At 51.1% G+C, this 24299-nt stretch carries 26 protein-coding genes; 9 read left to right on the forward strand and 17 right to left on the reverse strand.

Going from position 1 to position 24299, the window contains the following annotated elements:
* Positions 1 to 151 precede the first annotated feature (151 nt).
* Both hisN and ACA041_RS24165 read right to left on the reverse strand, forming a co-directional pair.
* Positions 152 to 943: a histidinol-phosphatase gene (gene hisN, locus ACA041_RS24160; protein ID WP_497438036.1), complete on the reverse strand. Its 792-nt coding sequence runs from the start codon at positions 941 to 943 to the stop codon at positions 152 to 154.
* Positions 944 to 1064: 121 nt separating this feature from the next.
* A complete protein-coding gene (locus ACA041_RS24165; RefSeq protein ID WP_497438037.1) occupies positions 1065 to 1193 on the reverse strand; it encodes a hypothetical protein in 129 nt (42 codons plus the stop codon).
* Between ACA041_RS24165 and ACA041_RS24170 the strand changes: the two genes are divergently transcribed.
* Positions 1171 to 1278 (forward strand): hypothetical protein, encoded by a 108-nt coding sequence (locus tag ACA041_RS24170; protein WP_497438038.1) that lies wholly within the window; start codon positions 1171 to 1173, stop codon positions 1276 to 1278. The two genes, ACA041_RS24165 and ACA041_RS24170, sit on opposite strands and share 23 nt — an antisense overlap.
* A 52-nt stretch (positions 1279 to 1330) precedes the next feature.
* Here the strand turns inward: ACA041_RS24170 and ACA041_RS24175 are convergent, their stop codons facing one another.
* From ACA041_RS24175 to ACA041_RS24190, 4 genes are all read right to left on the reverse strand, one after another.
* Positions 1331 to 1534: a hypothetical protein gene (locus tag ACA041_RS24175; RefSeq protein ID WP_497438039.1), complete on the reverse strand. Its 204-nt coding sequence runs from the start codon at positions 1532 to 1534 to the stop codon at positions 1331 to 1333.
* Between the two features lie 239 nt (positions 1535 to 1773).
* Complete coding sequence (gene kce / locus ACA041_RS24180) at positions 1774 to 2709, reverse strand: 3,5-dioxohexanoate:acetyl-CoA acetone transferase (RefSeq protein WP_497438041.1); 936 nt, start codon at positions 2707 to 2709, stop codon at positions 1774 to 1776.
* A 66-nt stretch (positions 2710 to 2775) separates the two neighbouring features.
* Entirely contained in the window at positions 2776 to 3933 is a 1158-nt protein-coding gene (locus tag ACA041_RS24185; protein ID WP_497438044.1) for an alpha/beta hydrolase family protein, read from the reverse strand.
* A gap of 127 nt (positions 3934 to 4060) precedes the next feature.
* Complete coding sequence (locus ACA041_RS24190; protein ID WP_497438045.1) at positions 4061 to 5194, reverse strand: FAD-dependent monooxygenase; 1134 nt, start codon at positions 5192 to 5194, stop codon at positions 4061 to 4063.
* A 593-nt stretch (positions 5195 to 5787) separates the two neighbouring features.
* On the opposite strand from ACA041_RS24190, the gene ACA041_RS24195 reads away from it, so the two are divergent.
* Genes ACA041_RS24195 through ACA041_RS24210 form a run of 4 tightly spaced genes read left to right on the forward strand, consistent with a single transcriptional unit; the run spans position 5788 to position 12441 of the window.
* The gene (locus ACA041_RS24195) at positions 5788 to 7413 is read left to right on the forward strand and encodes a DUF1302 domain-containing protein (protein WP_497438046.1); all 1626 of its coding nucleotides are present in this window, start codon (positions 5788 to 5790) and stop codon (positions 7411 to 7413) included.
* Between the two features lie 26 nt (positions 7414 to 7439).
* Positions 7440 to 8795, forward strand: a complete 1356-nt coding sequence (locus tag ACA041_RS24200; protein ID WP_497438047.1) for a DUF1329 domain-containing protein — start codon at positions 7440 to 7442, stop codon at positions 8793 to 8795.
* Positions 8796 to 8843: 48 nt separating this feature from the next.
* Positions 8844 to 9941 (forward strand): WD40/YVTN/BNR-like repeat-containing protein, encoded by a 1098-nt coding sequence (locus ACA041_RS24205; RefSeq protein ID WP_497438048.1) that lies wholly within the window; start codon positions 8844 to 8846, stop codon positions 9939 to 9941.
* Positions 9928 to 12441 (forward strand): efflux RND transporter permease subunit, encoded by a 2514-nt coding sequence (locus tag ACA041_RS24210; protein ID WP_497438050.1) that lies wholly within the window; start codon positions 9928 to 9930, stop codon positions 12439 to 12441. The genes ACA041_RS24205 and ACA041_RS24210 overlap by 14 nt, the downstream gene beginning before the upstream one ends.
* An 83-nt stretch (positions 12442 to 12524) precedes the next feature.
* Here ACA041_RS24210 and ACA041_RS24215 read toward each other — a convergent pair whose 3' ends face one another.
* Positions 12525 to 13445 (reverse strand): LysR family transcriptional regulator, encoded by a 921-nt coding sequence (locus tag ACA041_RS24215; RefSeq protein ID WP_497438055.1) that lies wholly within the window; start codon positions 13443 to 13445, stop codon positions 12525 to 12527.
* A 199-nt stretch (positions 13446 to 13644) separates the two neighbouring features.
* Between ACA041_RS24215 and ACA041_RS24220 the strand changes: the two genes are divergently transcribed.
* Positions 13645 to 14634, forward strand: a complete 990-nt coding sequence (locus tag ACA041_RS24220) for a VOC family protein (protein ID WP_497438056.1) — start codon at positions 13645 to 13647, stop codon at positions 14632 to 14634.
* Positions 14635 to 14687: 53 nt separating this feature from the next.
* Complete coding sequence (locus ACA041_RS24225) at positions 14688 to 15464, forward strand: cyclase family protein (RefSeq protein WP_497438060.1); 777 nt, start codon at positions 14688 to 14690, stop codon at positions 15462 to 15464.
* 329 nt (positions 15465 to 15793) lie between these two features.
* Here ACA041_RS24225 and ACA041_RS24230 read toward each other — a convergent pair whose 3' ends face one another.
* The 5 genes from ACA041_RS24230 to ACA041_RS24250 all read right to left on the reverse strand — a co-directional run bounded on the left by ACA041_RS24230 (position 15794) and on the right by ACA041_RS24250 (position 19904).
* Complete coding sequence (locus tag ACA041_RS24230) at positions 15794 to 16159, reverse strand: histone-like nucleoid-structuring protein, MvaT/MvaU family (RefSeq protein WP_497438065.1); 366 nt, start codon at positions 16157 to 16159, stop codon at positions 15794 to 15796.
* Positions 16160 to 17206: 1047 nt separating this feature from the next.
* Entirely contained in the window at positions 17207 to 17497 is a 291-nt protein-coding gene (locus ACA041_RS24235; RefSeq protein WP_497438070.1) for a hypothetical protein, read from the reverse strand.
* 279 nt (positions 17498 to 17776) lie between these two features.
* Positions 17777 to 18010 carry a type II toxin-antitoxin system PrlF family antitoxin gene (locus ACA041_RS24240; protein ID WP_497438076.1) on the reverse strand — a complete coding sequence of 78 codons (234 nt, stop codon included), beginning with the start codon at positions 18008 to 18010 and terminating at the stop codon, positions 17777 to 17779.
* 198 nt (positions 18011 to 18208) lie between these two features.
* On the reverse strand, positions 18209 to 19489 hold the full coding sequence (umuC, locus tag ACA041_RS24245) for a translesion error-prone DNA polymerase V subunit UmuC (protein WP_497438081.1): 1281 nt from the start codon (positions 19487 to 19489) through the stop codon (positions 18209 to 18211).
* Positions 19476 to 19904 (reverse strand): LexA family protein, encoded by a 429-nt coding sequence (locus ACA041_RS24250; protein WP_497438085.1) that lies wholly within the window; start codon positions 19902 to 19904, stop codon positions 19476 to 19478. Before ACA041_RS24250 ends, umuC begins: the two co-directional genes overlap by 14 nt.
* Here ACA041_RS24250 and ACA041_RS24255 point away from each other — a divergent pair.
* Positions 19894 to 20295: a hypothetical protein gene (locus ACA041_RS24255; RefSeq protein ID WP_497438087.1), complete on the forward strand. Its 402-nt coding sequence runs from the start codon at positions 19894 to 19896 to the stop codon at positions 20293 to 20295. The genes ACA041_RS24250 and ACA041_RS24255 overlap by 11 nt on opposite strands.
* 362 nt (positions 20296 to 20657) lie before the next feature.
* Here ACA041_RS24255 and ACA041_RS24260 read toward each other — a convergent pair whose 3' ends face one another.
* From ACA041_RS24260 to ACA041_RS24275, 4 genes are all read right to left on the reverse strand, one after another.
* A complete protein-coding gene (locus ACA041_RS24260; RefSeq protein WP_497438090.1) occupies positions 20658 to 21014 on the reverse strand; it encodes a hypothetical protein in 357 nt (118 codons plus the stop codon).
* A 49-nt stretch (positions 21015 to 21063) separates the two neighbouring features.
* On the reverse strand, positions 21064 to 21468 hold the full coding sequence (locus ACA041_RS24265; protein ID WP_497438094.1) for a DUF6957 family protein: 405 nt from the start codon (positions 21466 to 21468) through the stop codon (positions 21064 to 21066).
* A 67-nt stretch (positions 21469 to 21535) separates the two neighbouring features.
* Positions 21536 to 22264 (reverse strand): metallophosphoesterase family protein, encoded by a 729-nt coding sequence (locus ACA041_RS24270; protein ID WP_497438099.1) that lies wholly within the window; start codon positions 22262 to 22264, stop codon positions 21536 to 21538.
* Positions 22265 to 22281: 17 nt separating this feature from the next.
* Entirely contained in the window at positions 22282 to 22770 is a 489-nt protein-coding gene (locus tag ACA041_RS24275; protein WP_497438102.1) for a hypothetical protein, read from the reverse strand.
* Between the two features lie 317 nt (positions 22771 to 23087).
* Here ACA041_RS24275 and ACA041_RS24280 point away from each other — a divergent pair, with 317 nt between their 5' ends.
* Positions 23088 to 23555, forward strand: coding sequence for a helix-turn-helix domain-containing protein (locus ACA041_RS24280; RefSeq protein ID WP_497438104.1), 468 nt, complete (start codon positions 23088 to 23090; stop codon positions 23553 to 23555).
* A 108-nt stretch (positions 23556 to 23663) separates the two neighbouring features.
* Here the strand turns inward: ACA041_RS24280 and gmtX are convergent, their stop codons facing one another.
* Entirely contained in the window at positions 23664 to 24263 is a 600-nt protein-coding gene (gene gmtX, locus ACA041_RS24285; protein WP_497438106.1) for a gamma-mobile-trio protein GmtX, read from the reverse strand.
* Positions 24264 to 24299 lie beyond the last annotated feature (36 nt).

The raw sequence follows: 24299 nt of genomic DNA on the forward strand, positions 1-24299 counted from the left end.
CCGTTGATAGTCATAGGCATTATGGAGTCCCGTAATTTACTTTTTCTTGTGTCATGGATGTACACGTAATATCGAGCTCGGCAATTTTACCGGGCTGTTTTTTCTCTAACCTCGCTACCTGACAAGCCTATGCCAGTGTTCAGTTTCCAAATTAAACAGCGTGCCTGAGCAGCTCCACTAACTGGGCATGCAATGCCGGATCACCACAGGCAACGACAGTCCCACCATTCTGAGCTGTGCTCCCATCCCAGGCGGTAATCACCCCACCGGCACCATAGATGATCGGTATTAGGGCTTGAACGTCGTAGGGCTGAAGGCTCGCCTCGATAATCACATCAACGAAACCCGAAGCCAGCATGCAATACGCATAGCAATCACCTCCAAAGCGAACTAACTGCGCCCGACTTGCCACGGATTGAAAAGCGTCTCGCCGTTCAGATGAATCGAACATATCGGGTGTTGTGCACATCAGTGTTGATGAGGATAGACCTTGGCATGAGCGTGTCTGCAGTTTCGTACCATTGCACCAGGCACCATCCGGAGTGCCTATGTAGCGCTCGCCAGTGAACGGCTGATTCATCACTCCGAGCACCGGGCGCTCACCATCGGTGAGAGCTATAAGCGTTCCCCATAGTGGGAGGCCGGTGATGAAGGCTCGCGTACCGTCGATAGGATCAAGCACCCAGGTCAGCTTGCTGCTACCTACGATTGAGCCCTCCTCCTCACCAAGAATTCCGTGTGTGGGATACCGATCCTGAATCAGTTCTCGCATGGTTCGTTCAGCAGCCTTGTCGGCCAAGGTAACAGGATCGAAGACACGTCCCCCCTTATCCTCGACATCTAGCTTTGCGCGAAAGTAGGGTTGAATAGCATCGGCAGCAGCCTCAGCTAGCTGCTCTGCAAAAGCTTGGAACTCAGCAGCCAGAGCTGCACTGATGGTCATCGAAGGTCACCTCGGTTTGGCAAAAGGACTTGAAAAGTCCGAGGCATATTTTAAGTCCAAACCATTTCATAGCATCTACAAAAAAAGCCCTCAAAGGGCCTTTTTTGTACTCAAACCAAAATCACTTGCCGAGCCACGACTCCACGGTGTCGGAACCGTATTTCGCTTTCCACTCCTTGAGCGTTCGGTGGGGATGGCGGCTTACGCTTTTCAACGATTGCGACAGCTTGGAATACTGCGAGGATTGCAAGGCACCTGAATGTCGTGTCGGGACGCTTGAAATCTGGCAGCATTATGACGCTGATCCTGTCGAGATTTTTCAGTGTTTGACGTAGCGACGTAGCGGTGGGGAATGTGCGGAATCAGGGGCAAAGCTGTCCTGCCAATTCAGTGAAGTGACGACACCGGTTCACTTAGTATTCGCCGATGATATTCATGCACCCCAGCCGTGAGCGATTCCGCATCGAGCCGCAGACGCTCGACCTCCCCGGCCGGCTTCACGCCTTTCGCTTCGTTGTATCGGAGCAATGCTTGCAGCGCCTGCTGCACTAATGGCCCCCCTGCCGCCATCTTTTCGCTTAGATCTTTCATACATTCTCGAGTGTTGATCATTCAGTCAGGTCGGAATAGGTAGCGTCGCACTACCGCCTCATCCCGGCACTGCACCAGCAATCGGTCAGCTCTGGGCAGTAGCTAGCCGTCTACTCCCGAGCCACTCTCTTACGCTATTGGCAACTGCGAAGACATGGTATTGCGGGCCCAGACTCAGAAGCAGGGTGCTGCCCTTCTCTTCGGTGCACCCAACCTCAAAAATTGAAGATCAACGACCGTCAGAAACCAACCTGGTTTGCGCCTTTTAAAGCGAGCAACTGCCGCGCTTCTTGAGGGGTCGCCACTTCAAGAGAGAGCCCCTCGATAATTTGCCGGACGCGGCTGACCTGATCTGCGTTGGAATGAGCCAATTCACCAGGACGATTCCATAGCGAATCCTCAAGCCCAACCCGGACGTTTCCGCCATTGGCTGCTGCGAAGGATGCGATTGGCATCTGGGCACGACCGGCGCCCAGCACTGACCACACGAAATCATCACCGAACAAACGATCAGCAGTGCGCTTCATGTGAGCGACGTCCTCTGGGTGCGGGCCGATGCCGCCCAAAATGCCAAACACCGTTTGGACAAAAAGAGGTGGCGTCACCAGCTTGCGGTCTAGGAAGTGCGCCAAGTTATACAGGTGAGCAGTGTCGTAGCATTCGAATTCAAAGCGAGTACCGTTATCCGAGCAGGACTGAAGGATGTGCTCGATGTCTTTGAACGTGTTGCGGAAGACTACGTCGCGAGTTCCCTCAAGGTACTCAGACTCCCATGCGTGTTTGAATTCCTTGTAGCGGCCCAGCATTGGAAACAACCCGAAATTCATCGAACCCATGTTCAGCGAGGCGAGCTCAGGCTTGAGTTGCAACGCTGGCTGCAGGCGCTCTTCCACAAGCATTGACGGAGCCCCACCGGTGGTAAGGTTGATGATCCCATCGCAGCCTGCCTTGATTTCGCCAACGAAATCTCGGAACAAAGCTGGGTCTTGCGTAGGCTTGCCGTTCTGTGGATTACGGGCGTGCAGGTGAACGATAGAAGCGCCCGCTTTAACAGCACCAATTGCTGCATTGGATATTTCGGACGCCGTAATTGGGAGGAACTCAGACATGCTTGGAGTATGAACTCCGCCAGTTACAGCACAGGTAATAATGACTTTACCTTTGATATTTTTCATTGCACACCTCGGAAAATTAGATCAGGCAGCCCGACTCAGACCGCCTGCTTTGCGTTACGGTATGGCTCAGCAGGTGGTACCAAATACATCCGCAACCCAATCCGCGATGTAGTCCCGTGCGTTGAACATATTGTCGGCGGAGCAATGCTGTACGCCGCCTTCACGCTCAGTGAAAAGCTTCAGTTCACGTCGTGGGCTATTTACTGCTTGTTCGTAGCACTGGTGAGCGTACTTAACGTTGATTTGGCGATCATGGATGCCATGAGTAATCAGAAACGGGACGGTGATTTTTTCAACTACCCCATTAAGATTCACGCGAGGCGCCATTTCCAGGAAACTCTCCAAGCTATCCTCACCCCAAACCCACTGGACGTGTTCCCAGTAATGAGGAACCGGGTTAGCACCTTCACGCGCGAGACGCTGTTGCTGAACCTCGCCCCAGTTATGGTTAGCGCCCCAAGCGAAGCAAAGTTTGAAGCGCTTCTCGAAAGCGGCTGCGCGAGGAGCGTAGTATCCCCCCAATGACCATGCACCCACGCCGATCTGGTTTGAATCAACTTCGGAGCGCGTCTCCAGATAGTCGACCACTGCCCCAGCCCATACCTCACTTTCAATGATCGCTGTGAGGCCGTTGAGGCGAATGGCACCACCTGCACCGGGCTGATCCACGAGGATGCTGGAGATACCACGACGCGCCAGTTCCTGAGCGATGCCCGAGCCGTAGATCATCTCTTTGAAACTATCCAGGCCGTTGAAGAGCGCCATGACGGGCGCTTTCCTACCTGCAATGCCTTGGGCCTTCACAAAAATGGCCGGCAGATAGCTGTCCTCATAGGGAACCTGCACCAACTCGCAGTTTTCCTGCGCCAGATCTATGTACTTGGCAAAGTATTCGATACCCCGCGCGTAGGCTTCTTCGCGCTCCGGGAAATGCTGTGCGAGCATGCGCTCGGCAGTAAGGTAATAGTTGGACGCCCTGCCAAATTTTGTGCCGGCGCTCAGCTTGTGACCCTTGTCCAAGTCTTCTTGGGCCAGTTCAACGAGTAGATCCGCTTGGGCAGACCAGGCTTTGTAAAACGCGGAGCTACCTTCGTCATCACCGCGCATGGATGCATCGACCAGTTGCTGGCAGATATTGTGAACCTCGCCGTAATGGGCACCGGTGTTCAATGAAATGTTTGTTGCCAGATTCCAAACGTAGTTTGTTGGGAAGTAGGTGAGCATCGCTATTCTCCATTTCTTAAAATCGGTATCCCCAACGCTTCAAAATCGCTGGCGATCAACTTGGTTATATTCAGAGTTAAAAATCCCACTGCGCAGGTCGTGAAGAAAAGACCGGCGTCCAGATGGCTTAAAAAGGCTTCGCTAGCTCGTTGAGCGCGTGAGTAAAAATTTCGCCTGGGTTACCTGATGGGTGTTGCCCCGCCCACTCTTGGAGCTCCCACTCAATCAACTGACGGCTGGCATCTGAGACAAGAAAGCAACGTGGCTTTCGCCGCTCGCTGTACGCGGCCAACGCGTGCTCAAGCTCTGCTTGTGTCGTGATCAGCTCGCTTAAAAGAACAGCATCCTCAACGGCCATCGCGGCGCCAGCACCTAGATGAGGACTTGCAGCGTGGACGGCATCACCGAGCAGGACTACGCGACCTCGATGCCAAGGGCCTTCAAAGTACAGCGACTCAATGGGCTTGTAGACGACCTGTGCAGGATCGATGAGATCGTCGGCGAGGCTTCCGACCAACCCCTCATACTCGTTGAGATGCTGGCGCAGCAGTGTGTGCAGTTCGTGGTCTGCTTTACGCGGGTTCCCAGGTTCGGGAGTGACCAAGAACAGGTACATTAAATCGTCGTCTAGGGGGACAAGGCCGGCTTTACTGCCCTTGGCAAAATAGATGCCCCCCCAATCCATCTCCTTTGGGCGCTTGGTCGTGAACCGCCATACTGCCTCACCGACGAATTCAGGCTTCGCGTCGCCGAAAACCATCCCTCGAACCTTAGAATAAATTCCATCGGCCCCAATCACGAGATCGTAGGAAGCAGAGGTACCATCGGTGAAGGTCACAGTGGCCGAGTCTTCAGCAGAAACAATAGTTTCGACCGACATACCAAGCCTGATCGATGCACCTGCCTCGACCGCTGCGGCAGATAGGATGTTGTGCAAAGCTGGCCTGGTGATTCCATTGTTAGGTGGGCAAGCGGATCCTTCTGCCTGAGGCGTTGGCACCTCAGCCAACAAATCCCCTTTCGAATTGAACAGCTGCCAACCAGGAAATGGCCGCCCCGCCTGAATGCATTTTTCAGCAACACCGATGTACTCCAGTGCGCGTAAAGCGTTCGAAGGCTGGATAATTCCAACACCTGCAACCGTCCATTCTTGTTTGACTTCAACTATTTCGACTCGAACGCCACTGCGCCCGAGAGCGGTTGCTGCCGCAAGGCCGCCAATTCCACCGCCAACGATCAACACATTGCTAATGGTGCTCATACACATCCCTTCATTTAAGAAATAGAAAAATGTTCCAGAGTTGCTAAGTTCTGAAAGTTATCTACGGCCAGCAATGAAGAAGAATGAGTAGGGGCGAAAGGATAGAAGACATAGGGAGTAACTCCTGAATCAATAGCGCAATCGTGTTACGCCGTTTTTGTATTTGTCTCCCTTCAGGCTAATGGTGGACGAGCACCCTGTTAAGTGGAAGCTATAAATACTAAGGATTGACGCCATGAATACATGGCGTCCTACACATCCTCGACAGGACTCCTCCCCAACGCCAACGATGTATTCACGCCATCAATGGAAAGTATTCATGCAACCCGTTTCACCCATGCAGGCTTTTGCTTGTAGCTTCGAGGCACAAATACAAAAACTGCCTCGACACCACGGTGCACTGGGGTAAAACACGAGAAAACACTATGAAAGCGCATACCTTGTTCGTTCACGCCGATAAAAAATTGGCTCTCTCGCTCGTCCCCCTCCTCGAATTACCGTTGAACCACACCTAAAACAATTGTCTCGCGCGTATCTAAATACGAGCGGGACTCTGCTTATTAGCCAAATAATAAAAAAGAGGAAAACCCTCCATGAACGGGCGATCTAAAACTTTGTTGTGCGCAGCAAAAATCAGCACCGCTCTTCTGTGCGTTCCACTATACGCTCCTGTTGTTAATGCATTTCAGTTCAGCTTGGACAATCCCGACTACAAAGGCTATTTCGATAACACTGTCAAATACAGTAGTGCATTTCGTATTCATGACCAAGATCGAAGTCTGACTGGTGACGCCAATACTGACGATGGCGACAGAAACTTTAACAAGGGGCTGATTTCAAACCGCGCTGATCTTTTTTCCGAATTAGGTATGAGTTATCAGGACTTCGGTTTTCGCCTGAGCGGTGCTGCGTGGTATGACGATGTCTACAACAAAAGCAATGACAATAACTCTCCCGGTACTGTAAACCACAACGGCACATTTGACCATTTCAGCAGCGACACACGAGATCTCTCCGGCCAGAAAGCCGAATTACTCGATGCCTTTATCTACGGCAAAAGCGATATCGCAGGACATCTAGCCTCCTTTCGACTGGGTAAACACACACTGCTGTGGGGCCAAAGCCTGTTTTTCCCAACAAACGGGATCGCCTACGGACAAGCTCCCATTGATGTCGTAAAGGCGCTCTCGGTTCCGAATACCAAGGCAGCGGAACTGTTCATGCCAGTGAACCAGCTCTCAACCCAATTTCAGTTCACTGACACCGTAAGCATGGCGGCCTTTTACCAGTTGGATTGGGAAAAGACCCGTCTTCCACCTTCAGGTAGTTACTTCAGCACTGCTGACATCATTGGTGAAGGGAACGAGAAGATCATTGTCGGACAGAACCCGTTCATCGGCGATAGCCAAGGAAACATCTCCCTGTACCGTGGCAAGAGCCGCGACGCGAGCAAGTCAGGACAATATGGCGTATCGCTGACCATCCACCCTGGAGACGTCGAGTATGGGTTTTATGCGTTGCGATTCAACAATCGCCTGCCCCAGATCTACGCATATCAAGGCAAGAGCTTTCTACAGCAGCCCGGCCAGGTTGGAGAGTTTTCCGAGGTTTACTCGGAAGGCATCAAGATGCTTGGGGCGAGCTTCAGCACAAGCATAGGGGACGCAAACTTCGCCGGTGAATTGTCGACGCGCTTTGACATGCCTCTGCGAAAAAATGGCCCCGTGTTTGTCGGTGTAGATGACAACAGCCGTGATCTGCACGCGGAAGGGCGAACCGTCCATGGCCAATTGTCCACCATCTACCTGGTTCCTCGTACCCCGCTGTGGGAATCGGCGACTTTCGTGGGCGAGTTGGCTTGGCACCGATTGACATCCGTCACAAAGAACAAAGAACAATTCGACTCATCTGACTTTACGGACAGTGCAACCGGTTTGCGCTTCGTGTTCGAGCCAAGTTACTTCCAGGCAGCTCCCGGTCTTGACCTATTCGTGCCAATAGGCACTGGCTATACGCACGGCAAATCCCCTATCGACCCAGCGTTCAACAACTACAACGCAGACGGCGGTGGCGACATGAGCATCGGGCTGGGCGGAGTCTACGACAACTCGTGGAATGGGCTGCTCAACTACACCCACTTCTACGGAAGCAGCAGCGGCACTACTAACGCTTATCGCGACCGCGACTTTGTCTCCATCTCTATTCAGCGCGCGTTTTGACGCGCTGCTTCCCCAGAGGATCTCTTATGAAAGTCATGCGTTCTTTCTTGGCCCTGAGTGTGGCCGTGGCGATGGCCAACACCGCATTTGCTGGTGTCACGTCTGATGAAGCAGCCAAGCTTAAAACCACTCTGACGCCTTTTGGTGCCGAGCGTGCAGCGAGCTCAGATGGCTCAATCCCGGAATGGAAAGGTGGTTACACGACCCCTGATCCGAAGTACAAGCCAGGCGGAAAACGGAGCGACCCTTTCGCCAGTGAGAAGCCACAAGTGAGCATCACGGCCTCCAATTACAAAGACTACGCCAATCGGCTAAGCGAGGGGCAGACAGCAATGTTTGCGAAGTACCCCGAGTACCGGATTGACGTCTACCCGACCCACCGCACGGCAGCGGCGCCTCAATGGGTGTATGACAACACCTACAAGAATGCGACTGACGCGAAGCTGGTGAAAGACGGTTTTTCCGTAGAGGGCGCCTATGGCGGCATCCCGTTCCCAATTCCCAAAACCGGCAATGAAGCCATGTGGAACCACATGCTTCGCTGGCAGGGCGAAGCTTACACATTCGAATTTAGTGCCTACAACGGAACCACCGCTGGGAAGAACTCACTTGCCTCGACGAACAATGCCTACTACCAGTTCCCATATTACTTGCAAAATGGCCGGGATACGTTCAACGGCATTTATCGTCAGCTCAAAATCAACCCAACCGCGCCCCCCCTTCAAGCCGGCCAGTCGATTTTGACGCTTGACCCTTTGGATCAACTCGCTCAAGGGCGTCCAACCTGGCAATACCTGACGGGTCAGCGCCGTACCCGCAAGCTGCCCAACGCGGCTTACGATACCCCGTCATTCGTAACGTCAGGCCAAATGAACTACGACGAGGTCTACCTCTTCGAAGGCCCCATGGATCGCTATGAGTGGAAGTTGATTGGCAAGAAAGAACTCTTCGTTCCTTACAATAACAACAAGAACCTTCAACCGATAAAGAATGAAGATGTTCTTGGTGCTCACTTCTTAAATCCTGATCACGTCCGTTGGGAACTTCATCGTGTGTGGATTGTTGAGGCTGATCTTTCGGGCGGCAAACGTCACGTCATGCCCAAGCGTCGCTTCTACTTGGACGAAGATACCTGGCAGGCAGTGTTGGCGGACAACTGGGACGCTAAAGGGCAACTATGGAAGACCGAATACCTACTCAACATCGTGGCGCCGGAGTTGCCAGGTGTCGTGAACTCCAGTTTTGGCGTGTATGACTTGCAGACTGGAGGTTGGTTTGCGAACAACGTAATCAATAGCTATCAGGATCAAATTTCATTCCGCAAGCCGTGGGCCAGTTCATTCTTCACCCCCGACTCCCTAGCAAGCGAAGGCGTTCGATAATCCACGCCGCGTCGATATGCGACGCGGCATTAGCTGTTGGAAAGAGAAATGAACAAGATAATAAGCACGTTCAGCCTGATGTGTTTGTGGTTAATCGCACAAAATATTTTGTACGCTGACGAAACCAGCTCGCCGGCGGCGGCCCCGACGTCCTCGCTCTTTTTGACCTCGGTAGCTCAAGCCGGGGCGCGCCTCGTGAGCGTCGGCGAGCGAGGTACCGTGTTGCTCTCCGATGATGAAGGGAAAAGCTGGAGCGCGCACCAGTCAGGCGTAATGGACACGTTGACGGCTGTCTCTTTCCAAAACGACACCCAGGGCTTTGCCGTTGGTCATGGTGGAAACATCCTCAAGTCAGTCGATGGTGGCAAGTCCTGGAAGTCCGTACTCGACGGCAAGCAACTGATCGCGCTCACGACTGAAGCGGCCAAGCAATCCTCGGTGCAATCTGGACAAGACCGCGCTGCAATCGGCGATGAAGGCGTACATTTTCAGGCCTACGCAAAACGCCTGGAAGAAAGCGGAACCAGCGAACCGTTACTCTCAATCAAGTTCATCAATGAGTCATCGGGCTTCGCGGTCGGTGCGTATGGAATGATTTTGCGCACTCACGATGCCGGCGAGACATGGGCAGTGTGGATGACGCATGTCGACAACCCTCAAGAGCTGCATCTCTACACGATTCTAGAAGCCAACGGCGCCATTTATCTTGCCGGTGAGCAAGGCTTTCTGGCGCGGTCACTTGACGGCGGTGAACATTTTACTCGGCTGGAAACGGGGTTCGCTGGAAGCTTCTTCACAGTAGCGGCAGACAACAAAGGCACGTTGTACGCCGGTGGCCTTCAGGGCCTATTGATCACTTCAAGTGATCAAGGAAACTTTTGGACAAAGGTTGAAACGGATTCAAATATCAGCTGGATAGCCAGCCAACTGGATAAGAACGGCACCGTCGTTCTTGGCAACCTCGCTGGTGGGCTATATAGCCTCAAAGGCTCATCAATTCAGTCGATATCGCAGACTGATAAGACTGCTCTTTCGGACTTCGTCGCTGACAGTAAGGGCAACATTATTACCGTCGGAGCACTGGGCAGCCAAACAGTCATCATCAATCCGAATCCTCTTCCGGAGCCGAGCCATGGGTCTCTCTAAGATCTCGCTGGATCAATCCCCTATTACCCGGATCGACCAGTTCGACAAATATTCCGGCTCGCTGATTGAGCGTGCCTTTTTCAATCATAGAATGATTGTCATATTGATTTGCTCGCTCCTGACGGTCGTTCTAGGCTACAACTTGCGACACTTGGAGCTAAATGCAAGCTTCGAGAAAATGATCCCCTATGATCACTCATACGTTAAAAATTACCTGGGCAACAAGAATGAACTTGCGGGCCAAGGCAATGCTCTGCGCATCGCCGTAGAAAACCCGAAAGGCAACATATACGATGCCGGCTATCTGGAAACACTCAAGCAGATCAATGACGACGTATTCCTAATTCCTGGGGTTGACCGCCCCTTCATGAAATCACTATGGACGCCCTCGACTCGTTGGATGGCCGTGACAGAGGAAGGTTTGGACGGTGGGCCGGTAATCCCGGACGAATATGACGGGACTCCAGGTTCGCTGGAAACTGTTCACCGTAACGTTGACCGATCAGGTGAATCAGGAAAGCTGATCAGCCTAGATGGGCGCTCTTCGATCATCTATGTTCCGCTGTTGAATATTGACACTCAAACCGGTAAGCCAATCAACTATCAGGTGCTCTCTGATCAGCTGGAACAGATTCGCGATAAATACAAGGCCCAAGGCGTTAACATCCACATCATCGGCTTTGCGAAAGTCGCGGGTGACCTGATTTCCGGACTAAAGCAAATCCTGGTTTTCTTTCTGTTGGCGATTGTGATTACCGGTGTTGTACTTTTTTTCTACACCAAGTGCATCAGGAGCACACTGCTGGTTCTTGCGTGCTCGCTGATTGCCATCGTCTGGCAGCTGGGCCTCTTGCCATATCTCGGCATGGGACTAGACCCCTACTCCATACTCGTTCCGTTTCTTGTATTTGCCATCGGCATCAGCCATGCGGCACAAAAAATGAATGGGATCATGCAAGATATCGGCAGGGGTACCCATAAGCTTATTGCCGCCAGGTTTACGTTCCGCAGGTTGTTCTTGACCGGCTTGACTGCCCTTCTCTGTGACGCGGTAGGCTTCGCTGTGCTGTCCATCATCAAGATCGAAATCATTCAAGATTTGGCGATTGTTGCCAGCTTGGGCGTCGCCATCTTGATCTTTACCAACCTGATCTTGTTGCCTGTCTTGCTCTCCTATGTTGGTGTGAGTGAAAAGGCAGCCATCCGTAGCTTGATCAACGAAGCTGATGACTCACCAGCAGGTAGCCGCAACAAAACGTGGATGTTTTTGGATTTGTTTACCACCCGCAAGTGGGCATCAGTCGCTATCATCGGCGCAATCGGTTTAGGCGCATTTGGGTATTATTCGAGCTTGAATCTCAAGATCGGCGACTTAGATCCAGGCGCGCCCGAACTTCGAGCCAAATCTACCTACAACCTAGACAACCTATTCATCACCAAAAATTATGCAGCCAGTAGCGATGTAATGATCGTAATGGTAAAGACCGAGAACAACCATTGTGCACTCTATGACGCCCAGTCCAAGGTTGACTCGCTGGAGTGGCTACTCAAAAAAATCCCAGGTGTTGAGTCCACCAAATCCTTAGCCGGATTAAGTCGGAACAGCCTCGTGGGGATGAACGAAGGCAACCCAAAATGGTACGACCTGTCCCATAACCAAGGCATGTTGAACGCCATCGCAACAAATGCACCACGAGACTTGTTCAATCAAGACTGCAACCTACTCTCAGTCTTTATTTATCTGAGCGATCACAAGGCCCATACCCTAGCCAGCGTCACTACAGCCGTAGAAAGGTTCGCAGCAGCGAATGATTCGGAGAATGTAAAGTTCTTGCTTGCAGCCGGCAGTGCTGGTTTTGAAGCAGCAACAAACCAAGTTGTCGAAAAAGCCAACCGGGAAATGCTTTTCTGGGTGTATGCAGCAGTCATTATCCTCTGTCTCATCACGTTCCGCTCTTGGCGAGCAACGCTATGCGCCGTTCTGCCGCTGATGTTGACCTCGATATTGTGCGAAGCCTTGATGGTATGGCTGAACATGGGGGTCAAGGTGGCCACCCTTCCAGTTATCGCGCTTGGTGTGGGTATCGGTGTTGATTATGCGCTTTATGTTATGAGTGTCCTGATAGCCAATCGGAAGCTAGGCATGTCGCTATCCCAGTCCTACTTCAAAGCATTGCTTTTCACGGGTAAGGTGGTGATGTTGACAGGAGTGACACTATCCTGCGCTGTTTTCCTCTGGGTGTTTTCACCGATTAAATTCCAAGCTGATATGGGTATATTGCTGGCGTTTATGTTCCTATGGAACATGCTCGGTGCATTGGTTCTGCTGCCTGCGCTTGCTCATTTCCTGCTACCAGACAATAGTAAAGCGGAGGAACAGCAGCCTACTGTTGATGAGCCAAAAATAAAGAGGATTTATACAGACCTTGGCACAAAGGCCGCCCGAGGTATCTTTGATCGGTTCACGGACAAAGTTCAGGGCCGGGTCAAACTGCCTTAAACCTTCGCACACTTTTAATATTGAGGCGACTAAGTAACGTTTTGGCGCTGAGGTAGGATTCTCAGCGCACAAGAAAATGCAAATTAGATAGGCTCAGTCATCAATTGTTTTGCCACTTGGTGGAGCAGGCTCCTGAACCAGGAAGTTGCGGGATCTGCTCCAAAATGCTTGTGATATTGAATATTCTCCACAAAATTCGGCACGTCGAAAGGGATATCATAGATATCAATAGGCAGTGTCCTCTCAAATAATTTTGCCAGATGATAATGAACGGTAGCGATGCGACTGGTACCTACCACAAGTGCTGGTAGCAAACTAAAGTAGGGGGCCTTCACTTCAACCCGGCGAACTTGGCCATATTGTTCCAAAAACCATTGATCAAAAAGCGTCGTTCTGCCTTCGCTAATCTGAGCAACCACATGCCCCAGACGATGGTAGTCATCCAATGTAAGCTTGCCATGAAGCTCAGGATTATCTTTCCATACAACGCAACAATACTTATCTTCAAATAGCCGCTCGGAAGGATGGCCATCATGCTTGAAAGAGTCTGGAATAATTACAACGTCAACTTCGCCCCGCTCCAGTTGTTCGCGCCAGGTATTATCCAATTGCTTAATGTGAATTTTTATTCCCGGAGCTTCAACGCTAGCTAAGCGAAGAACAAGCGGCATGAAAACAGCTGACGCATAGTCCGAGACAATAAGCGTGAACTCTCGGTCAAGTTTTGAAATATCTAATGTTTCCCGAAGCTGGGTGACAGCATAGATTTTCACCAGAAGCTCCCGAACTTCTGGAAGCAGACGCTGCCCCAAGGGAGTAATGATCATTTTGCGACCGGCGGGAATCAGTAACTCGTCCTCATAATATTCCCTCAGTCGAGTTAACGAGTTACTCATTGCTGACTGACTCAGGAAAATACGCTCAGCTGCTCTCGAAACACTTTTTTCACTGAGCAGTGCGTCTAGCGCAACAAGCTGATTTAAATCCAGGCGATTAAATCTCATCCAAAGCCTCTTGTATTTACCGTATCAATTCTTTGTATTTATCGAATCCACTTAACGAGTGGAATGATTAAAGGTAGCCTATCAAGAACGTAGACACAACTCCCCATTCACGCTAACGCCTTTAAAATTTGGCGCGAGCACGACCATTAAAAATTTACATTTTGTTTTTTAATAAAAACAAATACGCGAGGTGAGCATTATGGCTATCGTAGGTATCGAAACACTTGTCTATGGCGTTGATGACGTCACTGCCTCTACCCGCTTTTTTGAAGACTTTGGTCTTCCCCTTGTACATGAAAGCGATACCCTGAGCACCTTCACTTTGGATGAAGGCTCAAATGTTCAAATCAGGCATATTGATGACCCCCTAATTCCGCGCTCCGAGATCGTAGGTACGGGCGTGCGAGAGGTTATCTGGGGTGTAGATAGTCAGAAAAGCCTCGATAAATTAATTGCAGGTCTCAAAACCGACAGAGATGTCACGGTGGACTCCGAAGGAACCGCGCATTTCCTGACAGATTGCGGCCTGGCGATGGGACTCCGTCTTTTCCAGAAAAAAACTGTGGTAACCGCGCCTGATCCTCTGAACTCCCCGGGCAAGGTGAACAGGCTCAATCAGCATCGTAAATGGCGACTACGCGCACGCCCAAAAGTTATTCAACACGTCGTTTTTTCAGTCGTCGACTTTGATGCATCGTTTGCATTCATGCGTGACCGCCTCGGATTCAAAATCTCCGACTATCAACGCACTTATGGAATTTACGCCCGCGCCGATGGCACAAACAACCATCACAATATTTTCTTTTTAAACGCAAGCTTGCCATTTCCTGGCCATGACGGAAACGTTCGTTTCCACCACTCCAACTTCGGCGTAGAGGACGTGGATGAAATCATGGTCGGTGCTAATTATATGCAACGCAAGGGATGGGAAAAATCGCATTTCGGTTTAGGTCGGCATCGGATCGACTCCGGCTTGTTCTACTACCTTCCATGCCCGGCTGGCGGAGAAGCGGAGTATGGTGCAGATGCCGATTATGTCGATGATAATTGGATCCCTCGCGATTGGGAGGAGCCGAACTTCGGTTTTGCCCACTTCGTTCACAACCTGCCAATTTTTTTAAACGAAGAACCTTCTTGGGTTGTGAAGTATCTAGACGGTGAAGTTCCAAATACAAAAGCTATTAAGTAATCACGATTTATTTGTGTTGTGCCTGTGGCCGCATACTAAGAATGAGAAAAATCATGCCTAATAAATTCGTAGACATTTCTATTTTTTTGGAAAATGATGTAATTTCCGACCCGCCTATTTATCGTCCAAAGATTCACTACATCGACCATCAAACTTCCGCACCTGACTTGTTAAGCTTTTTTCCTGGATTAACTCAGAGCGAGTTGCCCGAAGGTGAAGCATGGTCGATTGAAAAAATTGAACTGATCACGCACAACGGTACTCACCTTGATGCGCCATATCATTTTGCTTCAACAATGAATAAGGGGGAGCGAGCCATCACGATTGACGAGGTTCCTCTAGAATGGTGCTTTCAACCTGGGGTGAAACTCGATTTTAGACACTTCGCTGATGGCTATGTTGTTACCGCACAAGACGTCGCCGATGAACTTGAGCGAATTGGGCACACTATCAGCCCTTTGGAAATTGTCATTATTAATACCTCTGCAGGAAAAGCATACGGAGATAACGACTATGTCTCCCGTGGGTGTGGCATGGGTTATGAAGCTACCATGTACCTGCTCGAAAGAGGTGTGCGCCTGACAGGAACCGATGGTTGGAGTTGGGATGCACCATTTATTTATACTAAGGAAAAATATGCTGAAACAGGCGACTCAAAATTAATTTGGGAAGGGCATAAGGCAGGCCGAGATATCGGCTATTGCCATCTTGAAAAACTTCATAATCTAGAAGTGCTTCCGCCTTTTGGATTTATTATTTCATGCTTCCCCTTCAAGATTCGGGGCGCGTCAGCGGGATGGACGAGGGCCGTAGCTATTCTTCAAGAATAGACTTAGCACCTAATTTAGTTGATTCGGCATATCAACTTAGCTTAGTGAATTGCCACAACCAAAAAAAAGCTCCAATATGAGGTTTATCAAAAATTGTGTCGATAATGCGCAGCTGTCGATAAAGCAATCCTTCAGAAAGCTTTATGGATTGCGAAATCTAAACTTCGGCCAGCACGCTTCCATCGGGCTCGTACAACGAACTCAGGAAAGCCTAACCGAGCGGACACAAATATTGGCCACCTACAATGAGGAGGTCAGATTCGGTTCAAAGCAAATTTTCCATGGAAAAAAGGGCCTCAAAAGGGCCCTTATTTCGTACTCAAATCCAATCACTCGGCTAGCCACAACTCCACCGTGTCAGAACCGTATTTTGCTTTCCACTCTTTCAGAATTTTGTGGTTGCCGCCCTTCGTCTCAACGACTTCGCCGGACTCAGGATTTTTGTAGACCTTTACCTGACGAGGCTTGCGCGTGCCCGATTGCGAATGGGCATCTGGAGCACGACGACCGGCCTGTGGATCAAGCAGATTCACGATGTCTCTCAAGCTGTAACCATACTTGGCAAGCAAGGCGCGAAGCTTGGTTTCAAATTCGATTTCCTGCTTCAGGCCAGCATCGCCTTTGAGGGTTTCGAGGGCTTGGAGCTGTTCGGCGAGGTGTTTTTCGAGTTGGCGAAATTCTGCGAGCTTGGACATGGAGGCCTCTATGTAGTTGTTAATCAAACAATACATCAAAAGAACACTTTGATTCCGGGTTTAACCATTTAAAAATTCACGTTTAGGTTATGATCCAGCTCACACTGCCAATTGCCTATTCGGGTTGACTTTGTGCAAGGTAGTGCTGCCAATTTGCGGTGTAAAATACTAAGAACAGGCCTGTCCATGCTACCAAGCCAATGCGCTGGCTCAGATGTGCGAGCAGATTCCCAGCGTCATCGACCTCGTAACCAACGCTGTGGAACTATCTGGGTTTGTCACCGGATAGACGTTTGACTGACTGCACGCTTGCAGCTGACAACCTTAGCCACGAATACGGCGCTTCGTAAAAGCATAGTCTTCTTGGCAATCACCGGACGGGTCTGACTCGATATTGGTGTAACGGACGGTGTCGGCATCGATGAATTTATAAGTGTAAACATCTGGCAAAGGTACGCCTCCGGTTTTCAGGGAATTCCTGCCGTTGGCAGCAGTCCACGTCCCATGTTCGGTCTGAATTTTTTGAGTTTGCTGGGCGTCTCGAAAGAAAGTGACAGAGAATTTTCCGTCTGGCTTGAAATTGGTATTCCAAGACAGGAACTGGCATTTACCGCTTGCCTCCCGTAAGCCTACCATGAACCAGAGACGTATCGTTCGTGGACTTGGTAGCTGTGCAGCCACCAAGCGTTGCGGCCAAAACGATTAGGGCAAGAGAGAGATACGGTTCCACGTACTACTTCCTTTGTCTAAATTTAGGGCATTGCGACGCCGAAGCGCTCACCGAAACTGTAACGGCTGCCAATCGGAAATGATGAGCTGAAAAAACTGCCACCAAGCCTAAATGAGGTCTTTCCGTCGGTGGCGTCTCCACTCGGCTGGTTTAACCGCTGGAGCACCCGTTTAAGGAACTATGCATTAAGCATTTCAACGCTAAAGACCCCGTGGCTGTGCGCCAAACCTATCCGGTTGGTTTGGGATGTAAACAGTACCGAGCGTTATCGCTCGGTGCATCACTCGACCACCGCCGTTATCGAACTGCAGCGAGGCTTAGGCCACATTCTTTTCATTAGGTGTGAGACCGACCGCGATTCGCCTTGCACACCCCACACCCCATGCCAAAGCGCGGGTCATCGATTCGCCTGGCCGGGAATCAAAGGCCTCTTCATGAAGAGCCATCCCGCTTGCCGCATACACCCCGATGAACATCTGCGTGTTTCCCGTGGGCGATAGCCTCACCTGCACATCGATGAACGTGCCGTCGTCCAACGTCTCGTCGTGTGTGCGATGGTGAACCGTAGGATCAGCCCACTGCCAAAACACATCCCCGCGAATTCGCATGCCCCGCCCTCCTACGACTTCAGTCTCATATGCTAGAGAACTCACCATAGCTCAAGGACGCGGTGACGCAACGGGCTGCTTAAAGCTTGATGGCTAAATCGGATAATTGGTGGCGGTACTCATACACGGCAAGGAATTCTGCTTAGGAATTATGTCTTTTTATTCTGAGCGAGGGCACGGACGGTTGGAATAATTCCAAGTCGCACGCGCAGATCTCGGGAAAAGGTCAGGGCGAATTTTACCGGCGAGCATCAGCTCGCTCCGTCTGATTTAGTCGTTTTACGCCAGGAGCGGCGCATCGAGGTCAACGTCAACCTGACCGACTAGTGTGTAGACGCGAGCGACCAGGCGCATCTCCACGGGCAGCGTACGCTCCGGGTACGCGCTCATGTCAGCCGCCAATAATTCGAGAACCTGTGACATGCAGAGATGAGCTTCCGACGAGTCAATACGCGCGGACGCGGGCGTGATCTGATTGCTGTTTGTAATGATGGGGATAAGAGGATCATTCATGGCCCAACCTTATCTGCTGTTCGACGTCGCAGCAACTGCGGGTGTTTCCACCTGTTTCGATGACGGCATGCTCTCAGGAATCTAGACAGAAGCGTTGAAAGCCGAAATTATGGCTCAGCAATAATTATTGCTGAGCCATAATTTGGGATAATTTGTTTTGCTGACTTTCGAACGTCCCTGAGATTGGCAACCGTCGCCTCACTTGCAGTACACCGTCCAAAGCTGATCAGCACGCGTAGTGAAACTCTGACTCATCATCTCTCTGCGCATGCCCCAATCAGGATCTGTGGGGACGCTAGCAACACGTAACGTCCCCCTACCCCACCTGGCATTAATTGCGTCCAAAACGGTCATCACCTTCTCGGTAGTTTCGGGTTGAGAAATAGAGAAAAGGTCATCGGTGTATTCACCCTTCTGACAGAGGCTTACAAGGAGAACCTCAGCCTTGCTGTATTTAAAGCCTGGTCGAAAGATCCTATCAACCGCTTCTACGGCAGCCTTAGTCATCAATCGCACATCGTCAGTCGGATAAGGCAGTTCCACGAGCACGCCATTGGCATATTTCGCTTCCTCAGGGTTAAACATCCCGGTGCGAATGCTCACCCGGACTTTCTTACACAGCGATTTCTGCGCCCGTAGTTTCTCGGTAGCACGCTGCATGTAGGTCGCTACAGCTTCTTTGATCGGGGCAATTTCGGACAACCGCTTTCCGAACATCCGGCTGCAACAAATTTCCTGCTTAGGTGGATCAGGCTCATCGAGTTCAAGGCAAGGAGTACCGGCTAGCTCACGAGCTGTTTTCTCGATCACCACGCTAAATTTCTTTCGGAGCATCCAAGCATCTGCGTGGGAGAGATCCCAAGCTGACTTGATACCCATGCCTTCCAGGTGAAGCGTCATCTTCCGACCCACTCCCCAAACGTCCGAAACCGAGCATTTCTTCAGCACCCAGTCACGCTTGGTTTTGTCACGAAGATCAACGACGCCTCCGGTCTGCGCCTGCCATTTTTTGGCCGAATGGTTTGCGAGTTTGCTCAGCGTTTTCGTGCCGGCGATACCAACACCTACTGGGATGCCGGTGCTGCGATAAACCTGGGCACGAATCCGCCGTCCAAGCGCTTCAAGATCACCAGGCACACCAGCCAAATCCGCGAAGGCTTCATCAATACTGTAGACCTCAACGGCGGGCACGAGGGATTCGATCACGCTCATCACGCGCTGGCTCATGTCGCCATATAACGCATAGTTCGACGAGAACGCGACGATGCCGTGCTGCTTGAGCTTGTGCTTGATCTGGAAGTACGGCTCACCCATTTTCACGTATGGCTTGGCGTCATAGCTACGGGCAATCACACACCCGTCGTTGTTGCTAAGCACGACGATTGGCGTGTTGCGCAAATCAGGTCTGAACACACGTTCACAGGAGGCATAGAAGCTGTTGCAGTCGATTAGGGCGAACGCTGGCTCAGGCTTTTTCATGGCTGCGCACGCTATACATCACGACGCCCCAGACCAACAGCTCTTCTCCATCCATCATGTACCGCGAAGGATATTTCGGGTTCTCAGATTTCAGAATGATCTGCCCGCACTCCTTGATCAACCGCTTACAGACGGGCTCGCAATCTACTGCCGCAATGACGATATGCCCGGACTCCACTTCCATGGATCTGTCCACAATCGCCAGGTCTCCCGGAAAAATACCGGCACCGATCATGCTGTCGCCTTCGATACGCACGAGGTACATATGGGGAGCCCGCAGATCGAGGAGTTCGTCCAAAGAGACCTTTTGTTCAAGATGGTCTGCCGCAGGTGACGGAAAACCTGCGGGAACGCGGTAGGAATAAAACGGAAGCTTAACGCCGCTACTGGAAAGTGCGCCTAGGATGGTGACCATAATACAAATCGCCGGAATACTGTATGTTCGTACAGTAAACCGCCGAACGGGGTTTGCGGTCAAACGGAAACCCATCAAACTCGACAAGGGGTATCAGCCTGCCACCGTACCCAACGATTTCAACACACTGATCAATGCACTAAAATTTTCGGACGACCCTGTCGGACGGCGTCAAATGAAGCGGTGGCAGCTCATCGCTGAAGACATCTACAAAAGCACGTCCATCGATGCATTGCTCGAAGCAAGAGGTAAGGCCGAGGGCTACATTCACGGATTGGTGGACGCGCGGCATTTATCGACGAGGGACACCGAGCGCGACTATCTCATTTTGAGTATTGTCCAACGGCGGCGTGAGTTTTTGCAGAAACTCCTTAACCAGTACCGTCACTAAGCCAAGGCCAGCTGTGAGCCGTCCGATGGTAAAACCAGCGTTACACGATAGCGTCAGTTTGAAGCGCTCCGCAGGGGTAACTCGGAGCGCTGCTGGTTGAAACCGTCAGAGGGATAGCAAGCGTTTTTTCATAGGTTAGACGGGGCTCGAGCAATGAGCTTGTCCTGAATCGACTCCCATTCCTCCATTGAAATGAACACCGCAGTCCCGCGTTCTCCATCAACGAAAACTGGTTTACGAGTCGTGATTACCTGGTCGAGCAACTCGTCAAAATGGGTTATTGCCCTAACGACTGACCATCGTTCATCTGCCATATGCCACGGCCCTACCAGGTGATCAAATGATGGCTGTCATACTATCGATTAGAATCTATCGGCGGACTGGAGAAGCTTCAAAAAGCTAGCTCTGCCGAGGTCTCGCCTGAAGCTAGCGATGACGTAATTACCTTCTTGAGTCTCGAGTAACCAAAATCGCCCTTCTTTCCTCGCCGACTGAATTTTACCCGTGTGAAGAATTGAACCATCAGCTCTGTGGTAGGCATCATCCTTCTCAGAGTGATCGAATGACACCCCGACGCATGTGTCATCTGCAATGAAAGCGTCGCTGATGAATGCCGTGACAGGCACCGTGTATTTGCGAAGGCTTGCTCGCACCAAACGGCGCAGCTGAAATTCGCTGACATCTTTACTATGAAATTCCAGCTCAATGACTTCAGGCATCTAACTCAAGCTCCAAAACGACCATGAATAAACCGTCGGCAAGCATCGCTCACCCTGCCTTCATTGAAAAAGCAGCGCCAATGCTCGCCTCTTTTCTCAGTCCGGGCCCGAGGAGGAGATAGACAGTTTTGTTGGTTTCAAACATGCAGCTGTCAGTGAAAGACACACCGAAATTGCTGCGAACCCACATTCGAGGCTGGAAGCGTCCTTTGCTGTCTAGGACGATTTCGTGAGCGAAAAGCGTCGCGGGAAGTAGACCAAGCCCGCTTAGCTTTTCTTTCTCATCAGAGTTAACCGTAAGGTCGATCAGGATCCACTGCTTCACCACGCAGAATGCTTTGCCTGGGAATGTCTTTGCTGCCAATGCAATCAGCTCGTCTTGGGTGCCCTGCCAGCCAGCCACCTCCTCGCCTGCGCCGTAAAGGAGCTGGGAGATTTCTTCTAACGTAACCATGTAATTTTCTCGAATTCGTCAGTAGCAAAATTCAGTTCGCTGAGGTTCGTTGGTGAACGGCTAGTCATCAAATCTCGATCAGAAAATCCGGATTGAAACCGGTTTGTTGATTCGGATAGCCGCGCGGATTGGAAATCACACGGCACCCATTCTTGAGGAAATCCGCTGAGACGTGGGTATGCCCGTATACCCAAAGATCGGCCTTACCTACGAGCTCCGGCCAATCGTTTGCATAGGCAGCGACAAGGTGTGTGGGAAGATCATCGCCCACGTGATCCAGCGTCGGTGCATGGTGTGTGACTACAACAGTTTTACCGTCGAAGGGCTTGTCCAGTTCCTCAGAAAGCCAGGTATGTGCCGCGTTTGATTTAGCGATCACGTCTTCTGGACGCAAGCGTCGGAAATTTGTATCAATTCTGATCACGGTGAAATCGTTCATCCATTCCCATGCGATGCGTTTCGCTGCAACGACATCCCCAGTCGAAGAGAAATCCGTCCAAGACGTGGTAACCAAAAACCGGGTTTGATCTAGGATCAACACTTCGTTTTCGAGGACGTGGACATGTGGCGCTGCGGCGTCCTTCATTTTTCGGAGCGTGTGATCGATGTGACCACCGTAAAACTCATGATTTCCACAGACGTAAATCACCGGGCACTGGAATGTGTCGTTTGCCCATGAGACTCCACGCGATTTGATATCAATGTCACCAGCGAGAATGACAACGTCCGCATCGCTTCGGGCGGGCTCGAATCGAGCGAAACCGAGGTGCAGGTCGGAATAGATTTGAAGCTTCATAGCATGTTCGCCTCGGACTAATCCGGAATTTTAGGCATCAGTACTGTGGGATATTCCGGAACCATCGATGCATTACGCTTGGGGTCTGAGTAGATGGTTTTCACTTCCGTGAGAAAACTCGTGTCGCTCGTACCATCAGTAGACGTGCTGTAAACCGCTCCACCCTCGACTTTGTGAAGCAACACATACTCGCCGCTATGGTCGTATCCAGCGGTCAACTCGATCAAAGTCTCCATACGATCCAAAGAAGTGGCGTTCATCCAGGGCGGTGTTATGACCTGTACGACCTCAACCGAACTGGTTTTGCTATCCGCGAGAACTTCGACCAAGACGGAGGCGCTAGTCGATATCAATTTCTCAGTGCGGTGCCCCGAACCTTCGCAGACCCTGCGTACGACTTGATACCAAGGATCCATCGATTGCCGCTCAAGCATTCGCCAAGCCGATTGCCCGCTTCCAAAAAGCCCAGGAAAACGAAATGAGTAGGACTCATCTGAGATAAACATTTTTGATACTCGTCTGTGGTGCGCGCATGAGGCAACCCGCTTGAATTTTGCTTCCATGCCCATTTAACAATCAGCTCGCCGCTTCCATAACCGACAGAAATTCCTACGTTTGCGGGATTAGATCGCGTCAATACATGGAATACGTTTACGATCCTTCGAACTCTATTAGGTCAATGCGAGGCCCCAAAGGACGCCTGGACGCAGCTGCAACGGCAGCTCACCAGGCTTTCAATCGGCGACGTCCAGAATAATAACACCAATCGACGTTTATCTAAACACTTCGAGTGTGGCCCTATCCTCGCTTTTTAGGGACGATCATGTCGCTCAAGAAAGAGATTGCCGCAACGATCCGGGTAGTCCGGTCGGTGCGCGGGCTGGCATACGAAGACTTGGCGCCTATCACCGCGCGCACAAACATCAGTGCGCTTGAACGTGGGAAGATCAACATCACCGTTGATAAATTGATCGAGCTATCTACGCCTCTGAAGCTTGACCCTGTAGCCCTTCTAGCCATTAGCATCTCCCTGAGCAACGGCGAGACGCCCGAAGCGGCTTTGGAACGAGCCCGTGTCGAGCTAGAAAGGTTCCGATCAGAAGGAGGTTTGGATCTTCTTGCAACACAGATCGTTGACGACACGCTTGTGCAGCGCTCTCGAGGGAAGCCGGAAGGCTCCAGGAATGCTCAGGCTATTAGGGAGCTCAAGGAGGCAGGGTTTAGCCGAAAAGACGTTATGGAAAAGCTCGGCCTTTCCAGGTCTACGGTGTATGGGCATTGGAAGGCTTAACCCGCTGAAGGTACCAATGAGCGAACACGAACTCATCTGATCTTATTGAGAGCACGACTCGGATCATTGCAATGCCCGCAATCAAGCGGGCACCTCAAAGAGACGACGTCACAGGTATTTCAGCAACTTTTCTAGAGCTTGCATCGTCCCTGGTTTGAAAATGGCCTGATTCTTTGCATCAAGAATGTCACCCCGTGTACCTCTCTCCAAATTCCACTGCCGTAGGAAGTCGTCCGTAAGCAAGTGCTCAATTGCCCTGCGCTCTATAGAAGTCAGCTTGAAATCGAGATCGCCGGCGTGCTTGCGATCATCGACTCGAATCACTAGGCCTGGCGGTATGAACTCCTTAATAGTACGCTGCGCCTCCGCTAGCTCCGCGAGAGTGCGCTGGGTCAGTAGGCGCAACCTTGGATCTTTGATTTCGTCAGCCCAGTCATCAGACTTACGCGGTTTAGGAGTCCGCTTCCGAGCTTCCTGAGAATTAGCAAAACACTTGATCAGAGCTCGGTAGTTCTCACCAGTCGCATTGTTAATACTCTGTGCTTTCGGCACGCCACGATCGGCTCCAAAACGCGCAATTGCAGCGACCGAAAAGTTGGTGTTACCGTCCTTCACCTGCTCCTTGCACACCGCATAGACCGCCTCTAATGAAGATGTCTGCTTAGGTGACTTATTACATAAATGAGCGAGCATCTCTTCTGGGGTCATTTAATCTCAGTCCGTAACGAGCCACAAATCTATCAA

The organism is Pseudomonas sp. LBUM1676, from assembly GCF_059695605.1.

Excerpts from the sequence above, each read along its gene's own strand:
- ACA041_RS24205 (WP_497438048.1), top strand. The coding sequence starts at position 8,844 with ATGAACAAGATAATAAGCACGTTCAGCCTGATGTGTTTGTGGTTAATC.
- ACA041_RS24250 (WP_497438085.1), bottom strand. The coding sequence starts at position 19,904 with ATGGTCACCATCCTAGGCGCACTTTCCAGTAGCGGCGTTAAGCTTCCG.
- ACA041_RS24275 (WP_497438102.1), bottom strand. The coding sequence starts at position 22,770 with ATGTTTATCTCAGATGAGTCCTACTCATTTCGTTTTCCTGGGCTTTTT.
- ACA041_RS24200 (WP_497438047.1), top strand. The coding sequence starts at position 7,440 with ATGAAAGTCATGCGTTCTTTCTTGGCCCTGAGTGTGGCCGTGGCGATG.
- ACA041_RS24175 (WP_497438039.1), bottom strand. The coding sequence starts at position 1,534 with ATGAAAGATCTAAGCGAAAAGATGGCGGCAGGGGGGCCATTAGTGCAG.
- ACA041_RS24230 (WP_497438065.1), bottom strand. The coding sequence starts at position 16,159 with ATGTCCAAGCTCGCAGAATTTCGCCAACTCGAAAAACACCTCGCCGAA.
- ACA041_RS24190 (WP_497438045.1), bottom strand. The coding sequence starts at position 5,194 with ATGAGCACCATTAGCAATGTGTTGATCGTTGGCGGTGGAATTGGCGGC.
- ACA041_RS24235 (WP_497438070.1), bottom strand. The coding sequence starts at position 17,497 with ATGCGAATTCGCGGGGATGTGTTTTGGCAGTGGGCTGATCCTACGGTT.
- ACA041_RS24280 (WP_497438104.1), top strand. The coding sequence starts at position 23,088 with ATGTCGCTCAAGAAAGAGATTGCCGCAACGATCCGGGTAGTCCGGTCG.
- ACA041_RS24185 (WP_497438044.1), bottom strand. The coding sequence starts at position 3,933 with ATGCTCACCTACTTCCCAACAAACTACGTTTGGAATCTGGCAACAAAC.
- hisN (WP_497438036.1), bottom strand. The coding sequence starts at position 943 with ATGACCATCAGTGCAGCTCTGGCTGCTGAGTTCCAAGCTTTTGCAGAG.
- ACA041_RS24225 (WP_497438060.1), top strand. The coding sequence starts at position 14,688 with ATGCCTAATAAATTCGTAGACATTTCTATTTTTTTGGAAAATGATGTA.
- ACA041_RS24240 (WP_497438076.1), bottom strand. The coding sequence starts at position 18,010 with ATGAATGATCCTCTTATCCCCATCATTACAAACAGCAATCAGATCACG.
- ACA041_RS24195 (WP_497438046.1), top strand. The coding sequence starts at position 5,788 with ATGAACGGGCGATCTAAAACTTTGTTGTGCGCAGCAAAAATCAGCACC.
- kce (WP_497438041.1), bottom strand. The coding sequence starts at position 2,709 with ATGAAAAATATCAAAGGTAAAGTCATTATTACCTGTGCTGTAACTGGC.
- ACA041_RS24215 (WP_497438055.1), bottom strand. The coding sequence starts at position 13,445 with ATGAGATTTAATCGCCTGGATTTAAATCAGCTTGTTGCGCTAGACGCA.
- ACA041_RS24260 (WP_497438090.1), bottom strand. The coding sequence starts at position 21,014 with ATGCCTGAAGTCATTGAGCTGGAATTTCATAGTAAAGATGTCAGCGAA.
- umuC (WP_497438081.1), bottom strand. The coding sequence starts at position 19,489 with ATGAAAAAGCCTGAGCCAGCGTTCGCCCTAATCGACTGCAACAGCTTC.
- ACA041_RS24255 (WP_497438087.1), top strand. The coding sequence starts at position 19,894 with ATGGTGACCATAATACAAATCGCCGGAATACTGTATGTTCGTACAGTA.
- gmtX (WP_497438106.1), bottom strand. The coding sequence starts at position 24,263 with ATGACCCCAGAAGAGATGCTCGCTCATTTATGTAATAAGTCACCTAAG.
- ACA041_RS24210 (WP_497438050.1), top strand. The coding sequence starts at position 9,928 with ATGGGTCTCTCTAAGATCTCGCTGGATCAATCCCCTATTACCCGGATC.
- ACA041_RS24265 (WP_497438094.1), bottom strand. The coding sequence starts at position 21,468 with ATGGTTACGTTAGAAGAAATCTCCCAGCTCCTTTACGGCGCAGGCGAG.
- ACA041_RS24220 (WP_497438056.1), top strand. The coding sequence starts at position 13,645 with ATGGCTATCGTAGGTATCGAAACACTTGTCTATGGCGTTGATGACGTC.
- ACA041_RS24270 (WP_497438099.1), bottom strand. The coding sequence starts at position 22,264 with ATGAAGCTTCAAATCTATTCCGACCTGCACCTCGGTTTCGCTCGATTC.